The organism is Streptomyces shaanxiensis, from assembly GCF_039537145.1.
In the GTDB taxonomy this organism is placed as follows: Bacteria; Actinomycetota; Actinomycetes; order Streptomycetales; family Streptomycetaceae; genus Streptomyces; species Streptomyces shaanxiensis.
On the sequence record NZ_BAAAZY010000012.1, the window covers coordinates 828,390 to 847,467 of the forward strand.

12 protein-coding genes are annotated in these 19,078 nt (G+C 71.9%); 8 read left to right on the plus strand and 4 right to left on the minus strand.

All coding sequences use genetic code 11. The features are described 5' to 3' along the window. The first annotated feature begins 6 nt into the window (after positions 1-6). Positions 7-1,185 carry an adenylyltransferase/sulfurtransferase MoeZ gene (gene moeZ, locus ABD932_RS26775; RefSeq protein WP_345016058.1) on the plus strand — a complete coding sequence of 393 codons (1,179 nt, stop codon included), beginning with the start codon at positions 7-9 and terminating at the stop codon, positions 1,183-1,185. A gap of 86 nt (positions 1,186-1,271) precedes the next feature. Here the strand turns inward: moeZ and ABD932_RS26780 are convergent, their stop codons facing one another. The 3 genes from ABD932_RS26780 to ABD932_RS26790 all read right to left on the minus strand — a co-directional run bounded on the left by ABD932_RS26780 (position 1,272) and on the right by ABD932_RS26790 (position 7,503). Beyond that, on the minus strand, positions 1,272-2,819 hold the full coding sequence (locus tag ABD932_RS26780) for an alpha/beta hydrolase (RefSeq protein ID WP_345016059.1): 1,548 nt from the start codon (positions 2,817-2,819) through the stop codon (positions 1,272-1,274). Between the two features lie 135 nt (positions 2,820-2,954). After that, a complete protein-coding gene (locus tag ABD932_RS26785; protein WP_345016060.1) occupies positions 2,955-4,502 on the minus strand; it encodes an alpha/beta hydrolase in 1,548 nt (515 codons plus the stop codon). Between the two features lie 172 nt (positions 4,503-4,674). Then, a complete protein-coding gene (locus ABD932_RS26790; RefSeq protein WP_345016061.1) occupies positions 4,675-7,503 on the minus strand; it encodes a lysylphosphatidylglycerol synthase domain-containing protein in 2,829 nt (942 codons plus the stop codon). Positions 7,504-7,689: 186 nt separating this feature from the next. Here ABD932_RS26790 and ABD932_RS26795 point away from each other — a divergent pair, with 186 nt between their 5' ends. From ABD932_RS26795 to ABD932_RS26825, 7 genes are all read left to right on the plus strand, one after another. After that, on the plus strand, positions 7,690-8,097 hold the full coding sequence (locus ABD932_RS26795) for an MGMT family protein (RefSeq protein ID WP_345016062.1): 408 nt from the start codon (positions 7,690-7,692) through the stop codon (positions 8,095-8,097). Between the two features lie 311 nt (positions 8,098-8,408). After that, positions 8,409-11,873 (plus strand): ATP-dependent helicase, encoded by a 3,465-nt coding sequence (locus ABD932_RS26800; protein WP_345016064.1) that lies wholly within the window; start codon positions 8,409-8,411, stop codon positions 11,871-11,873. Between the two features lie 162 nt (positions 11,874-12,035). Next, positions 12,036-15,611 (plus strand): ATP-dependent helicase, encoded by a 3,576-nt coding sequence (locus tag ABD932_RS26805; protein ID WP_345016066.1) that lies wholly within the window; start codon positions 12,036-12,038, stop codon positions 15,609-15,611. A 10-nt stretch (positions 15,612-15,621) separates the two neighbouring features. Then, positions 15,622-17,025, plus strand: a complete 1,404-nt coding sequence (locus tag ABD932_RS26810) for a dipeptidase (RefSeq protein WP_345016068.1) — start codon at positions 15,622-15,624, stop codon at positions 17,023-17,025. A 156-nt stretch (positions 17,026-17,181) separates the two neighbouring features. Next, positions 17,182-18,123: an NAD(+) diphosphatase gene (gene nudC / locus ABD932_RS26815; RefSeq protein WP_345016070.1), complete on the plus strand. Its 942-nt coding sequence runs from the start codon at positions 17,182-17,184 to the stop codon at positions 18,121-18,123. Between the two features lie 10 nt (positions 18,124-18,133). Further along, positions 18,134-18,439, plus strand: coding sequence for a class I SAM-dependent methyltransferase (locus ABD932_RS26820; protein WP_345016072.1), 306 nt, complete (start codon positions 18,134-18,136; stop codon positions 18,437-18,439). A gap of 18 nt (positions 18,440-18,457) precedes the next feature. Then, positions 18,458-18,769, plus strand: a complete 312-nt coding sequence (locus tag ABD932_RS26825) for a hypothetical protein (RefSeq protein WP_345016074.1) — start codon at positions 18,458-18,460, stop codon at positions 18,767-18,769. A 39-nt stretch (positions 18,770-18,808) separates the two neighbouring features. On the opposite strand, the gene ABD932_RS26830 is transcribed toward ABD932_RS26825, so the two are convergent. Next, the gene (locus tag ABD932_RS26830; RefSeq protein WP_053851715.1) at positions 18,809-19,051 is read right to left on the minus strand and encodes a mycoredoxin; all 243 of its coding nucleotides are present in this window, start codon (positions 19,049-19,051) and stop codon (positions 18,809-18,811) included. Positions 19,052-19,078: the final 27 nt, after the last annotated feature.

Below are 19,078 nucleotides of genomic sequence, written 5' to 3' on the forward strand. Positions count from 1 at the left end.
GTCCCCGTGTCGCTGCCACCCCTGGTCGAGCCCGCCCCCGAGCTCACCGTAGACGAGGTTCGCAGGTACTCCCGCCACCTGATCATCCCCGACGTGGGGATGGACGGGCAGAAGCGGCTGAAGAACGCCAAGGTGCTGGCCGTGGGCGCCGGTGGCCTGGGCTCGCCGGCGCTGATGTACCTCGCCGCCGCGGGCGTCGGCACGCTCGGCATCGTGGAGTTCGACGAGGTCGACGAGTCGAACCTGCAGCGCCAGATCATCCACAGCCAGGCCGACATCGGCCGCTCCAAGGCCGAGTCCGCGCGCGACTCCGTCCTCGGCATCAACCCGTACGTGAACGTGATCCTTCACGAGGAGCGGCTCGAGGCCGACAACGTGATGGACATCTTCAGCCAGTACGACCTGATCGTCGACGGCACGGACAACTTCGCGACCCGCTACCTGGTCAACGACGCCTGCGTGCTGCTCAACAAGCCGTACGTCTGGGGCTCGATCTACCGCTTCGACGGCCAGGCCTCGGTCTTCTGGTCCGAGCACGGCCCCTGCTACCGCTGCCTCTACCCCGAGCCCCCGCCGCCGGGCATGGTCCCCTCCTGTGCCGAGGGCGGCGTCCTGGGCGTGCTGTGCGCGTCCATCGGCTCCATCCAGGTCACCGAGGCCATCAAGGTCCTCACCGGCACCGGTGAGCCGCTGGTCGGCCGCCTGATGATCTACGACGCCCTGGAGATGCAGTACCGCCAGGTCAAGGTCCGTAAGGACCCCGACTGCGCGGTCTGCGGCGAGAACCCGACCGTCACGGAGCTCATCGACTACGAGGCCTTCTGCGGCGTCGTCTCCGAGGAGGCCCAGGAGGCGGCCGCCGGCTCCACGATCACTCCCAAGCAGCTCAAGGAGTGGATCGACGACGGCGAGAACATCGAGATCATCGACGTCCGCGAGATCAACGAGTACGAGATCGTCTCGATCCCCGGCGCCAAGCTGATCCCGAAGAACGAGTTCCTCATGGGCACCGCCCTGGAGGGTCTCCCGCAGGACAAGAAGATCGTCTTGCACTGCAAGACGGGTGTCCGCAGTGCGGAGGTCCTCGCGGTCCTGAAGTCCGCGGGCTTCTCCGACGCCGTGCACGTGGGCGGCGGCGTGATCGGGTGGGTCAACCAGATCGAGCCGCACAAGCCGATCTACTGAGCGGACAGCCTCGCCGGTAGACGGGCGGGCCTCGCTCCGACGGCGGGGGCTTCGCGCACCACGGGTGCCCGAGGCCCCCGCCGTCGTCATGAGCAGACCTTGCCGTCCTTCGGGACCGTCCCCTGCAGCAGATACGCGTTCACCGTGGAGTCGACGCAGTCGCTGCCCTTCCCGTAAGCGGAGTGGCCCTCGCCCTTCCACGTGATCATCACGCCGACACCCTTGCCCAGTTCGTCCGCCATCCTCCGGGTGCCCTCGTAGGGCGTCGCCGGGTCGCCGGTGTTGCCGACCAGCAGGATCGGTGCCGCACCCGGCGCGCTCACCTCCGGGGTGTCGTACTGACCGGCCACCGGCCAGTCGTGGCACCAGCCGGCCGTGTCCCAGCCCAGCATGGGGCCGAACACCGGTGAGACCTTCTCGAACCTCGGCAGCAGCTTCTTCATCTCCTCGACCGTCGGCCGCTGCTTGTCGTCCAGGCACGATATGACCCGTTGGGAGTGGGTCCCCGTGGCGTAGTTCCCCGAGGCGTCGCGGTCGTTGTAGTCGTCGGCGAGCGACAGGAGTCCCGAGCCGTCCTCCCGTTCGGCCGCCGCCAGGGCGCTCGTCAGAGTCGGCCAGCTCGCCTCGCTGTACAGCGGCCTGATGAGGCCGATGAGCGCGAGTGTCTCCGTGAGCTTCCGCCCGGAGGACGTCGGCATCGGGTTCGCGTCGATCCGCTTCAGCAGGTCCACGATCTTCTGCGTGCCCGCTTCGGCGTCCTGGCCGGTGGACTTGAGGTAGTTGTCGAGCGCGCGCTGGAAGCCCCGGGCCTGGTTCTCGGCGTGCCCCTCCGAGTCGGCGCTCGGGTCGGCGACCGCGTCCAGGATCAGGCGCCCCACGTTCTTCGGGAACAAGTGGGCATAGACGCCGCCGAGTTCGGTGCCGTAGGAGATGCCGAAGTAGTGCGTCTTCCTGTCGCCGAGGACCTGGCGCATCAGGTCCATGTCGCGGGCGGTGTCGGTGGTCGACACATGCGCCATCAGCCTGCCCGCGGACTTCTGGCAGCCCTGGCCGAAGGCGGCGGCGTCCCGGAAGTACGCGGTCTCCTCGGCGGGGGTGTCCGGCGTGATGTCGACGGACTCGGAGGCCTCGATCTCCTTGTCGCTGCGGCAGCGGACGCCTTCGCTCGCGCCCACCCCGCGTGGGTCCCAGCTCACCAGGTCGTACCGCTCGCCCAGGTCGGACGCGTTGGTGGCGTACCACGGCAGGGTGGAAACCCCTGAGCTGCCGGGGCCGCCGAAGTTGAACAGGAGCGAGCCGATGCGGTCGTCGCCGGTGGCCTTGGCCCGGATCAACGCGAGGTCGATCGTCCTGCCTTCCGGTTCCGCCCAGTCCAGCGGGGTCTTGAGCGTCGCGCACTGCCACTCGTCTCCCGGCGCGGGGGAGTCCCCGGTGGCCTTGCAGCGCCCCCAGTCGAGTTTCTGTGAGGTCAGCGAGGAGGGCAGCGGGGTCGCCGAGTCGGCGGACGTGGCCGGTGAACCCGACCCGCTCGTTTTCCCGTCGGCCTCGCCGCTGTCGGAAGAGCCGCCGCTGCAGCCCGTCACCAGCAGCGCGGCGGCGGCCGTCAGGGCCGTCCACCGTACAAAACGCGCCATGTCACTTCCCCCCTCGCAGGCCGTCCGCACCGTGCCACGGATGGCGGTCAGGCCATAGTAGGCGGATCACGAAAGGGCCGTTGCGGCCTGTGGATAACTCTTTGACCTGCGACTTTGCAGGATGCGAGCTCCGTCTCAGGAGCAGACGCTCCCTGCCGTCGGCACCTTCCCGTCCAGCAGGTAACCGTTCACCGCGTCCTGCACGCACTTGTTCTTGCTGTTGTACGCCCCGTGTCCCTGGCCCTTGTACGTCAACTCGACGCCCACCCCCTTGCCCAGCGCCTGGACCATGCTTCGCGCGCCCTCGTACGGCGTGGCCGGATCGCCCGTGTTGCCCACGACGAGGATCGGCGCCGAACCGGGCGCGCTGACGTCGGGATGGTCGGCGGCGCCCGCCACGGACCAGTCGGTGCAACCGACCATGGACCAGGCCATGTAGTCGCCGAAGAGGTTCGAGGCGGCCCGGAACGCGGGCAGCCTCCGCTCCACGTACCCGGCTGTGTAGCGGGGCTTCTGGTCGGCGCAGTTGATCGACACATTGGCCGGGATGAGATTGCTGTACTCGCCGTTCTCACGGCGTCCGTTGTTCGAGTCGGCCAGCAGCATCAGCGTGCTGCCGTCCCCGTCGTACGCCTGCACCAGGCCCTGGGTGAGGTACTCCCAGAAGTCCTTCGAGTACAGAGCTGCCAGGATGCCGGAGGTCGCGGCGGTCTGGGTCAGCTCGCGCGGGAAGATGCCTTGGATCGGTTTGCTGTCGAGATCCTTCAGCAGCTTGGCGATGCGGTCCTTGACGGCCTGTGGGGTGTCGCCGATCGGGCAGCCCTCGGCCTTGGAGGTGCAGTCCTCGGCGAAGTTGTCCAGCGCGAGCTGAAAACCCCCGGCCTGCGCGAGCGAGTTCTGCTCGGGGTTCTTCGTCGGATCGACGACTGCGTCGAAAACGGCGCGCCCCACGTTCTTCGGGAACAAGTGGGCGTAGACGCCGCCGAGTTCGGTGCCGTACGAGATGCCGAAGTAGTGCAGCTTGTCGTCGCCGAGGACCTGGCGCATCAGGTCCAGGTCACGCGCCGCGTCGGTGGTGCGCACATGCGCCAGCATCTCCTTGGAGTTCTTCTCGCACGCCGCGTTGAACTCCTTGGTGCCGTCCAGCAGCTCGGTCCGCTCGGCGGCGTCGTCCGGCGTCCCGTCCTGTTGGAGGGAGGCGTCGAGCTGCTGGTCGTTCTCGCACAGTACGGGCTCGCTGCGGCCGACCCCGCGCGGGTCGAAGCTCACCAGGTCGTAGCGGGTGCGCAGCTTCTCGTAGCCGTCGGCGGCGGAGGGCAGCGTGGTGACGCCCGAGGCGCCGGGTCCGCCGAAGTTGAAGATCAGCGAGCCGATGCGTCGGTTCGCGGCGCCGACTGCCTTCACCCGGATCAGTTCGATGCCGACCGTGTCGCCCTTGGGTTCGCCCCAGTCGCGGGGCGCCTTCATCGTGGCGCACTGCCAGGTGCCGTCGTCCGGCAGCGGCGAGGGGCTGCCCCCGCCGCCCTGCGCCTGGGAGGGAGCAGGGCAGTCCTTCCAGCTCAGCTCCTGGGCGGTCAGGTCCTCGTCCCCGGGGTCGTCCTCGCTGCAGCCGGCCAGCGCGGAGGTCAGCAGCAGGGCGGTGGCGGCCAGGGCAGCGGCACGCGTCCGGGGTGGGTTCGCCATGGTCCCATCCTGCGGTCGTCCGTGGTGGGGCGCTCGGGGCGCGGGCCGTCCGAGGTACCGCGGCGCCACACCTCTTCCGTGCCCTTGCACCGTACGGCGCCCTGCTCCTCGTACGACAAGACGCCTGGGTGTCCCGCAGGGACGCCTGGGCTCCCCGTGGCGCCCGCTCGCGCTACAGCGCGCCCTTGCGGGTCAGGTGGTTGAAGGCGAGCCAGCCCGGCAGCACCGGCAGCCACAGTGTCAGCAGTCGGAACAGCAGCACCGAGGGTGCGGCGACCTCGCTGGGCAGGCCCACGGCGATCAGACCGACGGTCAAGGTCACGTCCACGGCGCCCACGCCGCCCGGGGTCGGGGCCGCCGAGCCGAGCGCGTTGCCCGCGAGGAAGACGACGGCGACGCTGGCGATGCTGAGCGAGGTGCTCTCGCCGCCGAAGGCCCGGATCGAGGCGTCCAGGCACATCACGAAGCAGGCGGTCAGCAGCAGCATGCCGCCGATGCCGGTGACCAGCTTCTGCGGCCGCTGGAGCACGTCGAGCATGCGCGGCACGACACCCGCGAACAGCGACCTCACGCGCGTGACGACGAATTTCCGCAGGAACGGCACCGAGGTCACCACCAGCACGAGGACCGCCACCGTCAGCAGGCCCGCGATGACGGTCCGGGACGGCGACAGCGACGGCGTCTTCTCGGTCCCGGTGAGATAGCCGAAGGCCAGCAGCATCAGGATGTGGCAGCCGAGCCCGAACAGCTGCGACGCGCCGACGCTCGCCACCGCGAGCCCCGGCCGCACTCCCGCGCGCTGCAGGAAGCGCGTGTTCAGGGCGACGCCACCGACCGCGGCCGGCGCGACGATCTTCACGAACGACCCGGCGACCTGCGCCACCACGGTCCGCCGGAACGGCACCCGCTCGGGCACGAACCCCAGAAGCGCCATGGCGGCCGCGAGGTAGCTGCACGCCGAGAAGAGCACGGCCGCGGCCACCCACCCCCACTGGGCGTTGGCGACCAGCGGGCCGAACTCGATGTGCGTGAGCTGCGTCAGCAGGAAGTAGGCGGCGATGGCGCCGGCGATGAAGCTCATCAGGGTGCGCGGCCGCACCCGCTCCAGGCGGGCCGGTTCGACGGGCGCCTGCGGCCTGATCAGCAGCACCTCGTGGCGGATCTGCGTGAGCAGGTCCTCCTCGCGCGCTTCGTCCAGGGCCTCGTCGATGGCCCGCTTCTCGGCCCGCGCCTGTGCCCGTACGGTCTTCTTGTCTGGCTTGTCGAGTACGGTCCCGGCGTCGTCCGCGGCCTCCTCGCTGCGGGCTTGCCTGGCGTGGCGGGACGCCTCCAGCACCGCCTCGCGCTCGCGCTGGGCGCGTTCCCGGGCGAGTCGGCGCAGCGTCGCGCGCGTGGAGCGGCTCAGCGCGATGGGCTGCAGCATCGGCAGACAGTCGGCCACGGCGTCGGGTCCGAGCACGCTCACCGCCGAGGCCACCGCACGTTCGGCGCCGACCCGGAGGCCGAGCGTCACCAGCAGCTGCGAGATGTCCATCCGCAGCAGCAGATTGTTGGCCGCGATCTCGCCGATGCGCAGATCTGTGATGATCACTTTGCCGGAACGATCCACCAGAAGCGCGTCACCCACCAGCCTGCGGTGCGCGATGCGCCGGGACTGCAACGCCTTGACCTGGAGCCAGGTGCCGCGCAGCAGGTCGTCGGTGATCTCCTCGTCCGGCAGCGAGTCCAGGGTGTGGCCGCCGGTGTGCTCGTAGACGAGCATCACGGCGTCCGGGCCGAGCTCCGAGGTGGCGATCAGCTTGGGCGCGTTGGCGCCGGCCGCGATGGCCGCGTAGGCGAGGAGCGCCTCCTGCTCCAGGGCCTGGCGCAGCGACTGGAGGCTGCTGCGGGTGGCGAAGCCGCGCAGCGTCAGATTGCGCCACGCGCGGTAGAAGAAGCCCTGCGCCTGCTGCTCCCGGTCGACCACCGTCACGTCCAGCGGCGGACCGTCCTCGAGGGTGACGAAGTAGCGCCGGCCGCGGTCGCCGGTCTCCTGGGAGTCGGAGGCCTCCTCGCGGGCCGCGCTGACCGGGCGGAAGCCGACGTGCCTCAGGCCTGCCATCAGGGTGCGTCCGGTGGGCCGCACGTTGGGCGAGCCGACCGCGTACAGCGTGCCGTAGGCGACGGTCCAGCCGATCAGCAGCGTCAGGATGATCGAGAACGGCGTGGTGTAGCCGGTGACCAGCATGGAGAAGGCGTACAGGACCAGCACCGCCCACAGGACCGCACGCCAGCGGGGTCTGCGGGACATGCCGACGGCCGTCATGTACGCGATGACCGGCGCGAGATAGCCGTGCACCGGGTCGGTGAGGGAACCGACGTCACCGGGCGAGGGCTGGGTCAGCGCGTCCCGGATGGACTCCGGGGCGGCCCGCGCGACCCACAGGTCGGTGGCGAGCGTCACACCGTGCGCGAGGACGGCCGCGAGGACGCCGTCGGCGATGCGCAACCCGTCCCGCTTGATCAGCCGCTCGATCGCGAAGGCGACCGGCACCAGGAGGATCGCGATGCTGGACACCAGCCCGGCCATCTTGCTGAACACGTCGGGCGCCTGTCCGGTGCCCTTGTTGATGTCCTGCTCGAGACCCGAGGTGGTGCCGTGCGCGAACGCGGCGATCGCGAGCAGCAGGACGATCCCCAGTACACCCACCAGGAGCCGCATCAGGTCGGACGGACGGTGCACGCGCGCGGGGAGCAGCGGTTCGTCGCCCTCCACCTCGTCGACGTGCGTCTCCTCGGGGGCGTCCGCGGCCTTCTCCTCGACGGCCTTGGGGTCGGCGTCGCTCGGGCCGGTGCCCTTTCCCGCCTCGTGCTGCGTGTCGCCGCCGCTCTCGCCGCCGTCCTTCTTGGCGCCGTCCTCGCTCTCGCCGCTGTCCGTCGTCCCGGCGTTCGCGGTGCCCGGGCGCGACGAAGCGTCAGAGGTGCTCTCCGTGTCCTCCGGGTGCACACCCTGCTGCTTCATCGTCTCTTCTTGATCTCGTATCACCAGTCACCGCCCGCATGATGGTGGCATGCCCCACCGACACACGGGGGCATCAGGGTGCAAATGCGGGGGCGCACAGTCTGCCGGAAGCGTCGCCCCGGGGCGAGGGATACGCACAGTGGCGAACTCGTCACATTGTCGGTGGGGTGGGGCAGGATGGGGCGGATGAGTGAGGAGAGCCTCCCGTACGACGCCCGCCCGGCGTACGAGAACGCCCACGAGGAGCACCCGGGCGCGCTGCCCGAGTACGCCGAGCGCGTCCTCGAGGTCGCCGACCTGATCCCGCCGGGGCGCGTCATGACGTACGGGGACGTCGCGGAGTGGCTGGAGGGGGGCGGGCCCCGCCAGGTCGGCAGGGTGATGGCCCTCTACGGGGGAGCCGTGCCGTGGTGGCGGGTGGTCCGCGCGGACGGGGTCCTGCTGCCGGGCCACGAGCTGAGAGCGCTGGAGCACTACCGGGCGGAGGGCACGCCGCTGAAGGAGGCGAGCAGGGCTGCCGAGGGCCACCTGCCGCGCCTCGACATGAAGCGGGCGCGCTGGGACGGCGGCGAACGCGCACAGGGTCACATCTGACAGCTTCCGCCATCCGACGGTCCTCGGTGTGACCTGTGATCCGTACGGGGGAAACAAGGCACGTCCGTGGCATGACGTACGTTCGTGAGGCGAGGGGCGCACGTGGCACGAGTGCCCCGAGGGATGAATCGGAAGCCCTGCTTCCGCGCCACCCCTCGGCGTAGCGTCAACTGCGCGTGTCCCCCTCACCCCGCGGCCACCGCCCGCCACGCGCGAGGGGCGGCCCACCCGTCACCCGACCACCACTCCTCAACGACGGCGCTCCGCGCCGGCAGTGACCACTTGCACACCCACCAGGACCGGCGAACCACGTGAGCTCCTCTTCCTCCACCAGGCGCCTGTCGCACCCCCAGGTGCGTCAGGGGAGCCGTGGCGCTTACCGGCTGGTGCGTACCCCTGCGGTGCAAGTGGCTCCCCCTCGTCTGGACGCCGCACAGCGCGCGGTGGTTGACCACGGGGCCGGCCCGTTGCTCGTTCTCGCAGGTCCGGGCACCGGAAAGACCACCACCCTCGTTGAGTCCGTGGCGGCGCGCATCGCCCGCGGCGGCGACCCCGAGCGCATCCTGGTGCTGACCTTCAGCCGCAAGGCCGCCGTGGAGCTGCGCGACCGCATGGCACTGCGCATAGGGGCGGCACGCGCGCCCCAGGCGACCACGTTCCACTCCTTCTGCTACGCCCTGGTCCGGGCCCACCAGGACAGTGACCTGTTCGCGGAGCCACTGCGGCTGCTGTCCGGCCCGGAGCAGGACGTGACCGTGCGGGGCCTGCTCGCGGGCCAGCCCGACCTGGAGCGGCTCGGCCTCGCGCACGTGCGCTGGCCGGACGAGCTGCGTGCCTGCCTGACCACCCGCGGCTTCGCCGACGAGGTTCGCGCGGTCCTCGCCCGCAGCCGCGAGCTGGGCCTCGGCCCCGACGCCCTGGACGCCTTCGCCCGCCGCATCGGCCGCCCCGACTGGCGGGCCGCGGCCGCCTTCCTCGCCGAGTACCTCGACGTGCTCGACATGCAGGGCGTGCTCGACTACGCCGAACTGGTCCACCGCGCGGTGCTCCTCGCCCGCCGCCCCGAGACCGCTCACCGGCTCGCGGCGCAGTACGACGCCGTGTATGTCGACGAGTACCAGGACACCGATCCGGCCCAGGTACGGCTGCTGCGCGCCCTCGCCGGCGGAGGCCGCACCCTGGTCGCCTTCGGCGACCCCGACCAGTCGATCTACGCGTTCCGGGGCGCCGACGTGAACGGCATCCTGGAATTCCCGCAGATCTTCCCGCACGCGGACGGCCGCCCCGCGCCCGTCGAGGTCCTGCGCACCTCCCGCCGCTCCGGCGCCGCCCTGCTGTCCGCGACCCGGCTGCTGACCCAGCGCATGCCGCTGACCCGGCTCCCGGCGGAGAAGGTGCGTGCCCACCGCGAGCTCGCCCCGGTCCGGGAAGGCGGCCGCGTCGAGGTCTTCACCTACCCGACGCCCGGCACCGAGCTGGACAACATCGCCGACATCCTGCGCAGGGCCCATCTGGAGGACGGTGTGCCCTGGGGCGAGATGGCCGTCCTGGTGCGTGCGGGGTCGCGCACGATCCCGACGGTGCGCCGAGCGCTCACGGCCGCCGGGGTGCCGCTGGACATCGACGGCGACGACCTGCCCCTGCGGCACGAGCCGGCCGTGGCACCGCTGCTGACGGCGTTGCGGGCGGTGGCCATGGCGGAGGCTGCGGTGGCAACGGCGGAGGCTCCGGTGGCCGCGGCGGAGGCTTCGGTACGTCCCGAGGAGGAGGCTTCTGGCGAGGAGCCGGAGGAGCCGGAGGAGCGGGAGGGGCCGGAGGGGCTTGAGGAATCGGACGGGCCGGAGGAGCTTGAGGAACCGGACGGGCCGGAGGAGGCCGAGGAACCGGAGCCGTCCTGGCTCGACACCGAGACCGCGCTCACCCTGCTCGCCTCCCCCCTCGCCGGCATGGACGCCGCCGACCTGCGCCGCCTCGGGCGGGCCCTGCGCGACGAGGAGCGGGCCGGCGGCAACGCCTTGCCGCCGCCCTCGGACGAGCTGCTCGCGCGGGCGCTGGCCGAGCCGGAGCGGCTGGCGGTGCACGACCCCAAGTACGCGCGTGGCGCCCAGCGCCTCGGCGCGCTGCTCCGCAAGGCCCGTGAACGCCTCGCGGGCGGCGGTACGGCCGAGGAGGCGCTGTGGGACCTGTGGGAGGGCACGCCGTGGCCCACGCGCCTGGAGCGGACCGCCCGTCGCGGCGGCGCGGCCGGCCGCAACGCCGACCGCGACCTGGACGCCGTATGCGCGCTGTTCGCGACGGCGGCCCGCGCGGAGGAGCGCACCGGCGGCCGGGGCACCCTGAACTTCCTGGAGGAGATCGAGGCCGAGGACATCGCCGCCGACACCCTCACGCGCCGTGCCGTACGCCCCGACGCCGTGCGCCTGATGACCGCGCACCGCTCCAAGGGCCTCGAGTGGCGCCTGGTCGTCGTCGCGGGCGTCCAGGAGGGACTGTGGCCGGACCTGCGCCGCCGCGGCTCCCTCCTGGAGGCCGACCGCATCGGCCGCGACGGACTCGCCGAACCGCTCACCCCGGGGGCGCTGCTGGCGGAGGAGCGCCGCCTGTTCTACGTCGCGGCCACACGCGCGCGTGAACGCCTCGTCGTCACGGCGGTGAAGGCCCCGGCCGACGACGGCGACCAGCCCTCCCGCTTCCTCACCGAACTCGGCGTGGAGCCGAGGGACGTGACGGGCCGCCCGCGCCGCCCGCTCTCCGTCGCCGCGCTCGTCGCCGAGCTGCGGGCCACGACGGTCGACCCGCGCGTGTCTGACGCCCTCAGGGAGGCCGCCGCCCGCCGACTGGCCCGGCTCGCCGCGCTCGCCGACGAGGACGGCCGCCCGCTGGTCCCGTCCGCGCACCCCTACCGCTGGTGGGGCATGTTCGAGCCGACCGAGTCCAAGGTGCCGCTGCGCAACCGCGACCAGCCCGTCGTGCTCTCCGGAAGCGCCCTCGACCAGCTCGCCAACACCTGTGCCCTGCAATGGTTCCTGGGCCGCGAGGTGAAGGCGGACGCGCCCGCCACCGCCGCCCAGGGCTTCGGCAACGTGGTGCACGTCCTCGCCGACGAGGTCGCCTCCGGACACACCCCGGCCGACCTCGCCGTCCTCATGGAGCGCCTCGACTCCGTGTGGAACGCGCTCGCCTTCGACGCGCCGTGGAAGTCGGCGCAGGAGAAGGACCACGCGCGCGTGGCGCTCGAACGCTTCCTGAAGTGGCACGTCATGGACCGCGCGGGACGTACACCGGTGGCCAGTGAGCACGACTTCGACGTCACCCTCGAAGCGGGCGACTACGAGGTGCGCATCCGCGGCCAGATGGACCGCGTCGAGACCGACGGCGAGGGACGCGCCTACGTCGTCGACTTCAAGACCGGCAAGCAGGCCCCCAGCGCGGCCGAGGTGGCCCGGCACCCACAGCTCGCCGTCTACCAGCTCGCCGTCCACGAGGGCGCCGTCGACGAGGCCTTCGACGGCGTACGACCCGAGCCGGGCGGTGCCGAACTCGTCCAGCTGCGTCAGGGCGCCGCCAAACGGGACGGCGGCGAGACACTGCCCAAGGTGCAGGGGCAGGAGCCCCTTGAAGGCGCCGAGGGGGAGTGGGTCGGCGAGCTGCTGGCCACGGCGGCGGGCAAGGTCCTCGACGAACGGTTCGCGCCCACCGCGGGCCAGCACTGCACACACTGCGCGTTCCGGGCGTCGTGCAGTGCGCGGGCCGAGGGGCGGCATGTGGTCGAGTGACACATCGTCGCCGACCGGGTGATCGCTAACGGGGGTGAGCGCCGGCAAGGGGCGCGTGACAACCGGAGTGATCGATCGCACCTCCCCTGCTGACCTGCGCTTCTCCCGGCCCGAGGGCAGATCCGGCATCCACTGTCAGTGCCCGCCGCTAGCCTCTCTGAGGTGCCCGCCCGTATCACCGATCCCGAGCAGCTCAAGGAGCTCCTCGGTATCCCGTTCACTCCGGAGCAGACGGCCTGCATCATCGCGCCGCCCGCCCCGCAGGTGATCGTGGCCGGAGCCGGATCGGGCAAGACGACGGTGATGGCGGCCCGCGTGGTGTGGCTGGTCGGTACCGGACAGGTCGCCCCCGAACAGGTCCTCGGCCTGACCTTCACCAACAAGGCCGCCGGTGAACTCGCCGAGCGCGTCCGCAAGGCGCTCGTCAAGGCCGGCGTCACCGACCCCGACGTCATCGACCCGGACAACCCGCCGGGCGAGCCGGTGATCTCGACGTACCACGCCTTCGCGGGCCGCCTCCTGACCGACCACGGCCTGCGCATCGGCCTCGAACCGACCTCCCGGCTGCTCGCCGACGCCACCCGCTACCAGCTCGCCGCGCGCGTGCTGCGCGAGGCCCCCGGCCCGTATCCGGCCCTCACCCGCTCGTTCGCCGACCTGGTCAGCGATCTCCTCGCCCTCGACGCGGAACTCGCCGAGCACCTGGTGCGGCCGGAGGCCCTGCGCGCGTACGACGCCGAGCTGCTGCTCACTCTCCAGGGCACCAGGCTCAGCAACGCCGATCTGCGCAAGGTCCCCGAGACGGCCGCGGCGCGCCGCGAGCTCGCCGAACTGGTGGTCCGCTACCGGGCCGCCAAGCGCGAGCGCGACCTCCTCGACTTCGGCGACCAGATCGCGCTCTCGGCGCGGCTCGCCCGGATCTCCGAGGTGGGCCGCATCCTGCGCGACGAGTTCCGCGTGGTCCTCCTGGACGAGTACCAGGACACGTCCGTCGCCCAACGCGTCCTCCTGGCGGGCCTGTTCGGGGACGGCACCGGCCACCCCGTGACCGCCGTGGGCGACCCCTGCCAGGCGATCTACGGCTGGCGCGGCGCCTCCGTCGCCAACCTCGACGACTTCCCCGAACACTTTGCCCACGCCGACGGCCGCCCCGCCGCCCGTCAGGCGCTCAGCGAGAACCGCCGCAGCGGCGGCCGCCTCCTCGACCTCGCCAACGGCCTCGCGGAGCCCCTGCGCGCCATGCACGCGGGCGTGGAGGCCCTCCGCCCGGCCCCCGGAGCCGAGCGCGACGGCACGGTCCGCTGCGCGCTGCTGCCCACCCACGCCGAGGAGATGGACTGGATCGCCGACTCCATCGCCCACCTCGTGAACACCGGGAAGGCACCGGGCGAGATCGCCGTTCTCTGCCGTACGGCGACCGACTTCGCCGAGATCCAGGGCGCGCTCGTCACCCGGGACGTCCCCGTCGAGGTGGTCGGTCTGTCCGGGCTGCTCCATCTGCCCGAGGTCGCCGACCTGGTCGCGGTCTGCGAGGTGCTCCAGGATCCCGGCGCCAACGCCTCCCTGGTCCGCCTGCTGACCGGCCCGCGCTGGCGCATCGGCCCGCGCGACCTCGCCCTCCTGGGGCGCCGCGCACGACTGCTGGTGTCCCACGCGCGCGTGGAGGGCGACGACGACCCGGACCGTCGGCTCGCCGAGGCGGTCGAGGGCGTCGACCCGGCCGAGGTGATCTCGCTCGCGGACGCACTCGACACGTTCCTGGAGACGCCACTGGACGGCGACAGGGACGACGACGGCCTGCCCTTCTCGCCGGACGCGCGCGTGCGGTTCGCCCGCCTGGCCACCGAACTGCGCGACCTGCGCCGCTCCCTGTCCGACCCGCTGATGGACGTCCTGCACCGCGTCCTGGCCGTCACCGGCCTGGAAGTAGAGCTCTCGGCGTCCCCGCACGCCCTGGCCGCCCGCCGCCGCGAGACCCTGTCGAACTTCCTCGACATCGCCGCCTCGTTCGCGGCCGGCGACAACGAGGCGACCCTGCTCGCGTTCCTCGCCTTCCTGCGCACCGCCGCCCAGTACGAGAAGGGCCTCGACAACGCCCTCCCCGGCGGCGAGAACACCGTCAAGGTGCTCACCGCGCACAAGTCCAAGGGCCTGGAGTGGGACGTCGTTGCCGTCCCCGGCCTGGTCACCGGCACCTTCCCCAGCACCAAGGGGCGCGAGAAGTGGACCGCCCAGGGCAAGGTGCTGCCGCACGAGCTGCGCGGCGACGCCGACACGCTCCCCGACGTCACCTCCTGGGACTCCCGCGGTCTGAAGGCCTTCCAGGAGGACATGAAGGACCACCAGCACACCGAGGAACTCCGCCTCGGCTACGTCACCTTCACCCGCCCCCGCTCCCTGCTCCTCGGCTCCGGCCACTGGTGGGGCCCAAGCCAGAAGAAGCCCCGCGGACCCTCCGACTTCCTGCAGGCCCTGTACGACCACTGCGCGGCCGGCCACGGCGAGATCGAGGCCTGGGCCGACGAGCCCGCCGAGGACGAGGAGAACCCGGTCCTGCACCGGGAGACCGCCGATCAGGTGTGGCCCCTGCCTCTCGACGAGCCCGCCCTGGCCCGACGCCGCGCGGCCGCGGAGACCGTCCTGGCCCACCTGGAGAGCCTCACGACCTCCCAGGAGGACGGCCACCCCGCAGCGACGCACGACCCGGACACTTACGACGATCCGGACTGGCCTCCACCACCGGACGACGACGAAGCGCTCCACGAGGAGTACGAGGAGGCGGACCCCTTCTCCGGAGAGAACCCCGGCGACTGGGACTCCTGGACCACGGACCGCCCCACGAACCGTCCTTCGGTCCCACACCAGGCGACGTCTCCGGAATCCTCCGCCGAGCCCCCGAGGGCACGCCCCCACCCGCCGGAACGGGATGCCCTCATCCCGGAACACGACCGGCCAACCCGGGAACAGGACCCGCCGAACCCGGTCCAGAACCCGCTGACGCCGGAAGAGGCCCGAACCATCGCCTCCTGGGACCGCGACCTCGACGCCCTCACCGGGGAGCTCCTGCGCGCCCGCGCGAGCGTCACGGACGTACCCCTGCCCGCGTCGCTGACCGCGTCCCAGCTGCTGCGCCTGGCCGCCGACCCGGACGGATTCGCGCAGGAACTCGCGCGCCCCATGCCGCGCCCCCCACAACCCGCCGCACGCCAGGGCACCCGATTCCACGCCTGGGTCGAGGCCCGCTTCGAAGAGCTGACGCTGCCCATGCTGGAGCCGGAGGACCTGCCCGGCAGCGAGGCCGAGATCGCCGACGAACGCGACCTGGAAGCCCTCAAGGACGCCTTCGAGCGCACCGAGTACGCGCACCGCACGCCGTACCGGGTCGAGGCCCCCTTCCAGCTCGCGATCGCCGGCCGTGTCGTACGGGGCCGTATCGACGCCGTCTACAAGGAGGGCGACGGCGACGGGGCGACGTACGAGATCGTCGACTGGAAGACCAACCGCAACCGCACCGCCGACCCGCTCCAGCTCGGCCTGTACCGGCTCGCGTGGGCCGAGCAGCAGGGCGTGCCCCTGGAGTCGGTCGACGCTGTGTTCCTCTACGTCCGCAGCGGCGAGGTCGTGCGCCCGGCCGACCTGCCGGACCGGGCCGCACTGGAGCGGCTGTTGACTCAGGAGCCGGTCGCGGAGGCGGAGTGTGAGGAACCGCCCACTGAGGATGTCGGTGCGGGCCGATAGGCTCGTGACCATGAGCCAGACCCCGGACAGCGCCGTCCGTACGTACATCGAGCAGCACCGCGCCGCCTTCCTCGACGAGCTCGCCGAGTGGCTGCGCATCCCCTCCGTGTCGGCCCAGCCGGACCACGCTCCCGATGTACGCCGCAGCGCCGACTGGCTCGCCGCCAAGCTCAAGGAGACCGGCTTCCCGACCGCCGAGGTCTGGCCGACGCCGGGCGCGCCCGCCGTCTTCGCCGAGTGGCCCTCCGACGACCCCGAGGCGCCCACGGTGCTCGTCTACGGCCACCATGACGTGCAGCCCGCCGCCCGCGAGGACGGCTGGGACAGCGAGCCCTTCGACCCCGTCGTCCGCGAAGGACGCCTCTACGCGCGCGGGGCGGCCGACGACAAGGGCCAGGTGTTCTTCCACACACTCGGCGTCCGCGCCCACCTCGCCACCACCGGCCGCACCACCCCGGCCATCAACCTCAAGCTGCTGATCGAGGGCGAGGAGGAGTCCGGCTCGCCGCACTTCCGCACGCTCGTCGAGGAGCACGCCGAGCGGCTCGCGGCCGACGCCGTGATCGTGTCCGACACCGGCATGTGGTCCGAGGACACCCCCACCGTGTGCACCGGCATGCGCGGCCTCGCCGAGTGCGAGGTCCATCTGTACGGCCCCGACCAGGACGTCCACTCCGGCTCCTTCGGCGGCGCGGTCCCCAACCCGGCGACCGCCGCCGCCCGCCTGGTCGCCGCCCTGCACGACGAGCACGCGCGCGTGGCGATCCCCGGCTTCTACGACGGCGTCGTCGACCTGACCGACCGCGAGCGCGAGCTCTTCGCCGAGCTGCCCTTCGACGAGCAGCAGTGGCTGCGCACCGCGAAGTCGTACGCCACCCATGGCGAGGCCGGGCACACCACCCTGGAGCGCATCTGGGCCCGCCCCACCGCCGAGGTCAACGGCATCGGCGGCGGCTACCAGGGCCCCGGCAGCAAGACGATCATCCCGTCCTCCGCCATGGTGAAGCTCTCCTTCCGGCTGGTCGCGGGACAGGACCCCGACCACATCGAGAAGGCCGTCCGCGCGTGGGTGGCCGAGCAGGTTCCCGCCGGAATCCGCTGCGAGATCACCTTCAGCGGGGCCACGCGCCCGTGCCTGACGCCCCTGGACCACCCCGCCCTGCAGTCCGTCGTCCGCGCCATGGGCCGCGCCTTCGAGCGCCCCGTCCGCTTCACGCGCGAGGGCGGCTCGGGACCCGCGGCCGACCTTCAGGACGTCCTCGGCGCACCCGTGCTCTTCCTCGGCATCTCCGTCCCCTCCGACGGCTGGCACGCCCCGAACGAGAAGGTCGAGCTGGCCCTGCTCCTCAAGGGCGTCGAGACCACCGCCTACCTGTGGGGCGACCTCGCCGCGAGCTGGCGTCATGCGCCCTGAGTCACCGAGGCCGTCCGGAGCGGCGCCGCGTGCGGGGCACACTGAAAAAGCCGCCCCGCACCGGCGAGCCCTACCGCACCCGGTCGCCTCCCGTCCTACGTCCCGCCGATCCGCCCGCCGAAGTACACCGTTTCACTGGGGGAGTTGGAAGCACCCGTGACCACCTGGACCGACCACACCGCCGACCGCCCCATCTCGCTCACCGCCCCGAGCGGCATCGACCGCGCCGCACACCACCGGCTCGACGAGGCCTGGCTCGCGGCGGCGTGGAGCCACCCCACGACCCGCTGCTTCGTGGTCTCCGGCGGCCAGGTCCTCATCGACGAAACGGCTGACGGGCGCACCGAACTCGTCATGACCCCCTCCTTCGAGGCTCCTCTCACCGAGGCGCACCGCTACTTCCTCGGCATCGACGAGGACGGCGTCAGCTACTTCGCCCTGCAGAAGGACGCACTGCCCGGCCGTATCGACCAGTCCGCACGCGCGGCCGGCCTGCGCGAGGCGGGCCTGCTGCTGTCGCCGCGCGACGTGGGCCTGATGGTGCACGCCGTCGGCCTGGAGAACTGGCAGCGCACCCACCGCTTCTGCTCCCGCTGCGGTGAGCGCACCGTGATCGCCGCGGCCGGCCACATCCGTCGCTGCTCGGCCTGCGGCGCCGAGCACTACCCGCGCACCGACCCCGCTGTGATCATGGCCGTCACCGACGAGGACGACCGCATCCTCCTCGGCCGCCAGGTCCACTGGCCGGAGGGCCGCTTCTCGACGCTCGCCGGCTTCGTCGAGCCCGGCGAGTCCATCGAGCAGACGGTGCGCCGCGAGGTCCACGAGGAGGTCGGCGTCTCCGTCGGCCAGGTCGAGTACGTAGCCAGCCAGCCCTGGCCGTTCCCGTCCAGCCTCATGCTGGGTTTCATGGCCCGGGCCACCTCCACCGAGGTCGACGTCGACGGCGACGAGATCCACGAGGCCCGCTGGTTCTCCCGCGAGGAACTGCGCGCCGCCTTCGAATCCGGCGAGGTCCTGCCGCCGTACGGCATCTCGATCGCGGCCCGCCTGATCGAGCTCTGGTACGGCAAGCCGCTGCCGACGCGCAGCGTCTGAGGGGTCGGGCATGCCCGACCCGTACTGGAACCACAACGTCCACTACCACCGCGTGGTGCTCGCCGCCGTCCCGGACGGCTGCCGCGCGGCGCTGGACGTGGGGTGCGGGGACGGGCTGCTCGCCCGCAAGCTCGCGACGAAGGCCGTGTCCGTGACGGGCGTGGACCGCTCACCGGAGATGATCCGGCAGGCACGCGCGCAGACGCGCGGGAACATCACGTTCCTGGAAGGGGACCACCTCGACGGGGCGACCCTCCCCGAGGGCAAGTACGACTTCATCAGCGCGGTCGCCGTCGTGCACCACGCGCGGTTCTAGGACGCGGTCGGCGCGCTGGTGCGGCTGGTGGCCCCGGGCGGCCGACTGGTGATCGTCGGGATGGCGTACAACAAGACCGCCCTGGACTGGGTGATCAGTGGCTGCGGTGTGCCTCCGAGCCTGCTGATCAGATGGCTGCGGGGCGGCAAGAGGGGCCCGGCCGGAATGCCCGTCCAGGACTCGGCCATGCACTGGGGTGAGGCTCGCAGGGCCGCACGCGGCCTGCTGCCCGGCTGCCGCTTCCGGCGCCGGCTGCTGTGGAGGTACACGCCGGCGTGGGACGCCCCGGACGCCCCCACCCCGGACGTACGGCAGGAAGGCGGCCCCTGAAGCGCCTCAGGGACCGCCTTCCGATAACCGCGCCCGCGGTTACGCGCTGATCTTCTGCTTCACCTGCGCCAGCGACGGGTTCGTCAGCGTCGAACCGTCCGCGAAGAGCACCGTCGGGACCGTCTGGTTTCCGCCATTCGCCTTCTCGACGAACGCGGCGGACTCGGGGTCCTGCTCGATGTTGATCTCGGTGTACGCGATGCCCTCGCGGTCCAGCTGCTTCTTCAGCCGCTGGCAGTAACCGCACCACGTCGTGCTGTACATCGTCACAGTGCCCTGCATGTCTCGCGCGCTCCTCTGATGGCTCGG

What these genes read in the sequence shown, in the direction of transcription:
- ABD932_RS26820 (WP_345016072.1), top strand. Translation starts at nt 18,134, where the DNA reads ATGCCCGACCCGTACTGGAACCACAACGTCCACTACCACCGCGTGGTG.
- ABD932_RS26780 (WP_345016059.1), bottom strand. Translation starts at nt 2,819, where the DNA reads ATGGCGCGTTTTGTACGGTGGACGGCCCTGACGGCCGCCGCCGCGCTG.
- ABD932_RS26785 (WP_345016060.1), bottom strand. Translation starts at nt 4,502, where the DNA reads ATGGCGAACCCACCCCGGACGCGTGCCGCTGCCCTGGCCGCCACCGCC.
- ABD932_RS26790 (WP_345016061.1), bottom strand. Translation starts at nt 7,503, where the DNA reads ATGAAGCAGCAGGGTGTGCACCCGGAGGACACGGAGAGCACCTCTGAC.
- ABD932_RS26830 (WP_053851715.1), bottom strand. Translation starts at nt 19,051, where the DNA reads ATGCAGGGCACTGTGACGATGTACAGCACGACGTGGTGCGGTTACTGC.
- ABD932_RS26810 (WP_345016068.1), top strand. Translation starts at nt 15,622, where the DNA reads ATGAGCCAGACCCCGGACAGCGCCGTCCGTACGTACATCGAGCAGCAC.
- ABD932_RS26795 (WP_345016062.1), top strand. Translation starts at nt 7,690, where the DNA reads ATGAGTGAGGAGAGCCTCCCGTACGACGCCCGCCCGGCGTACGAGAAC.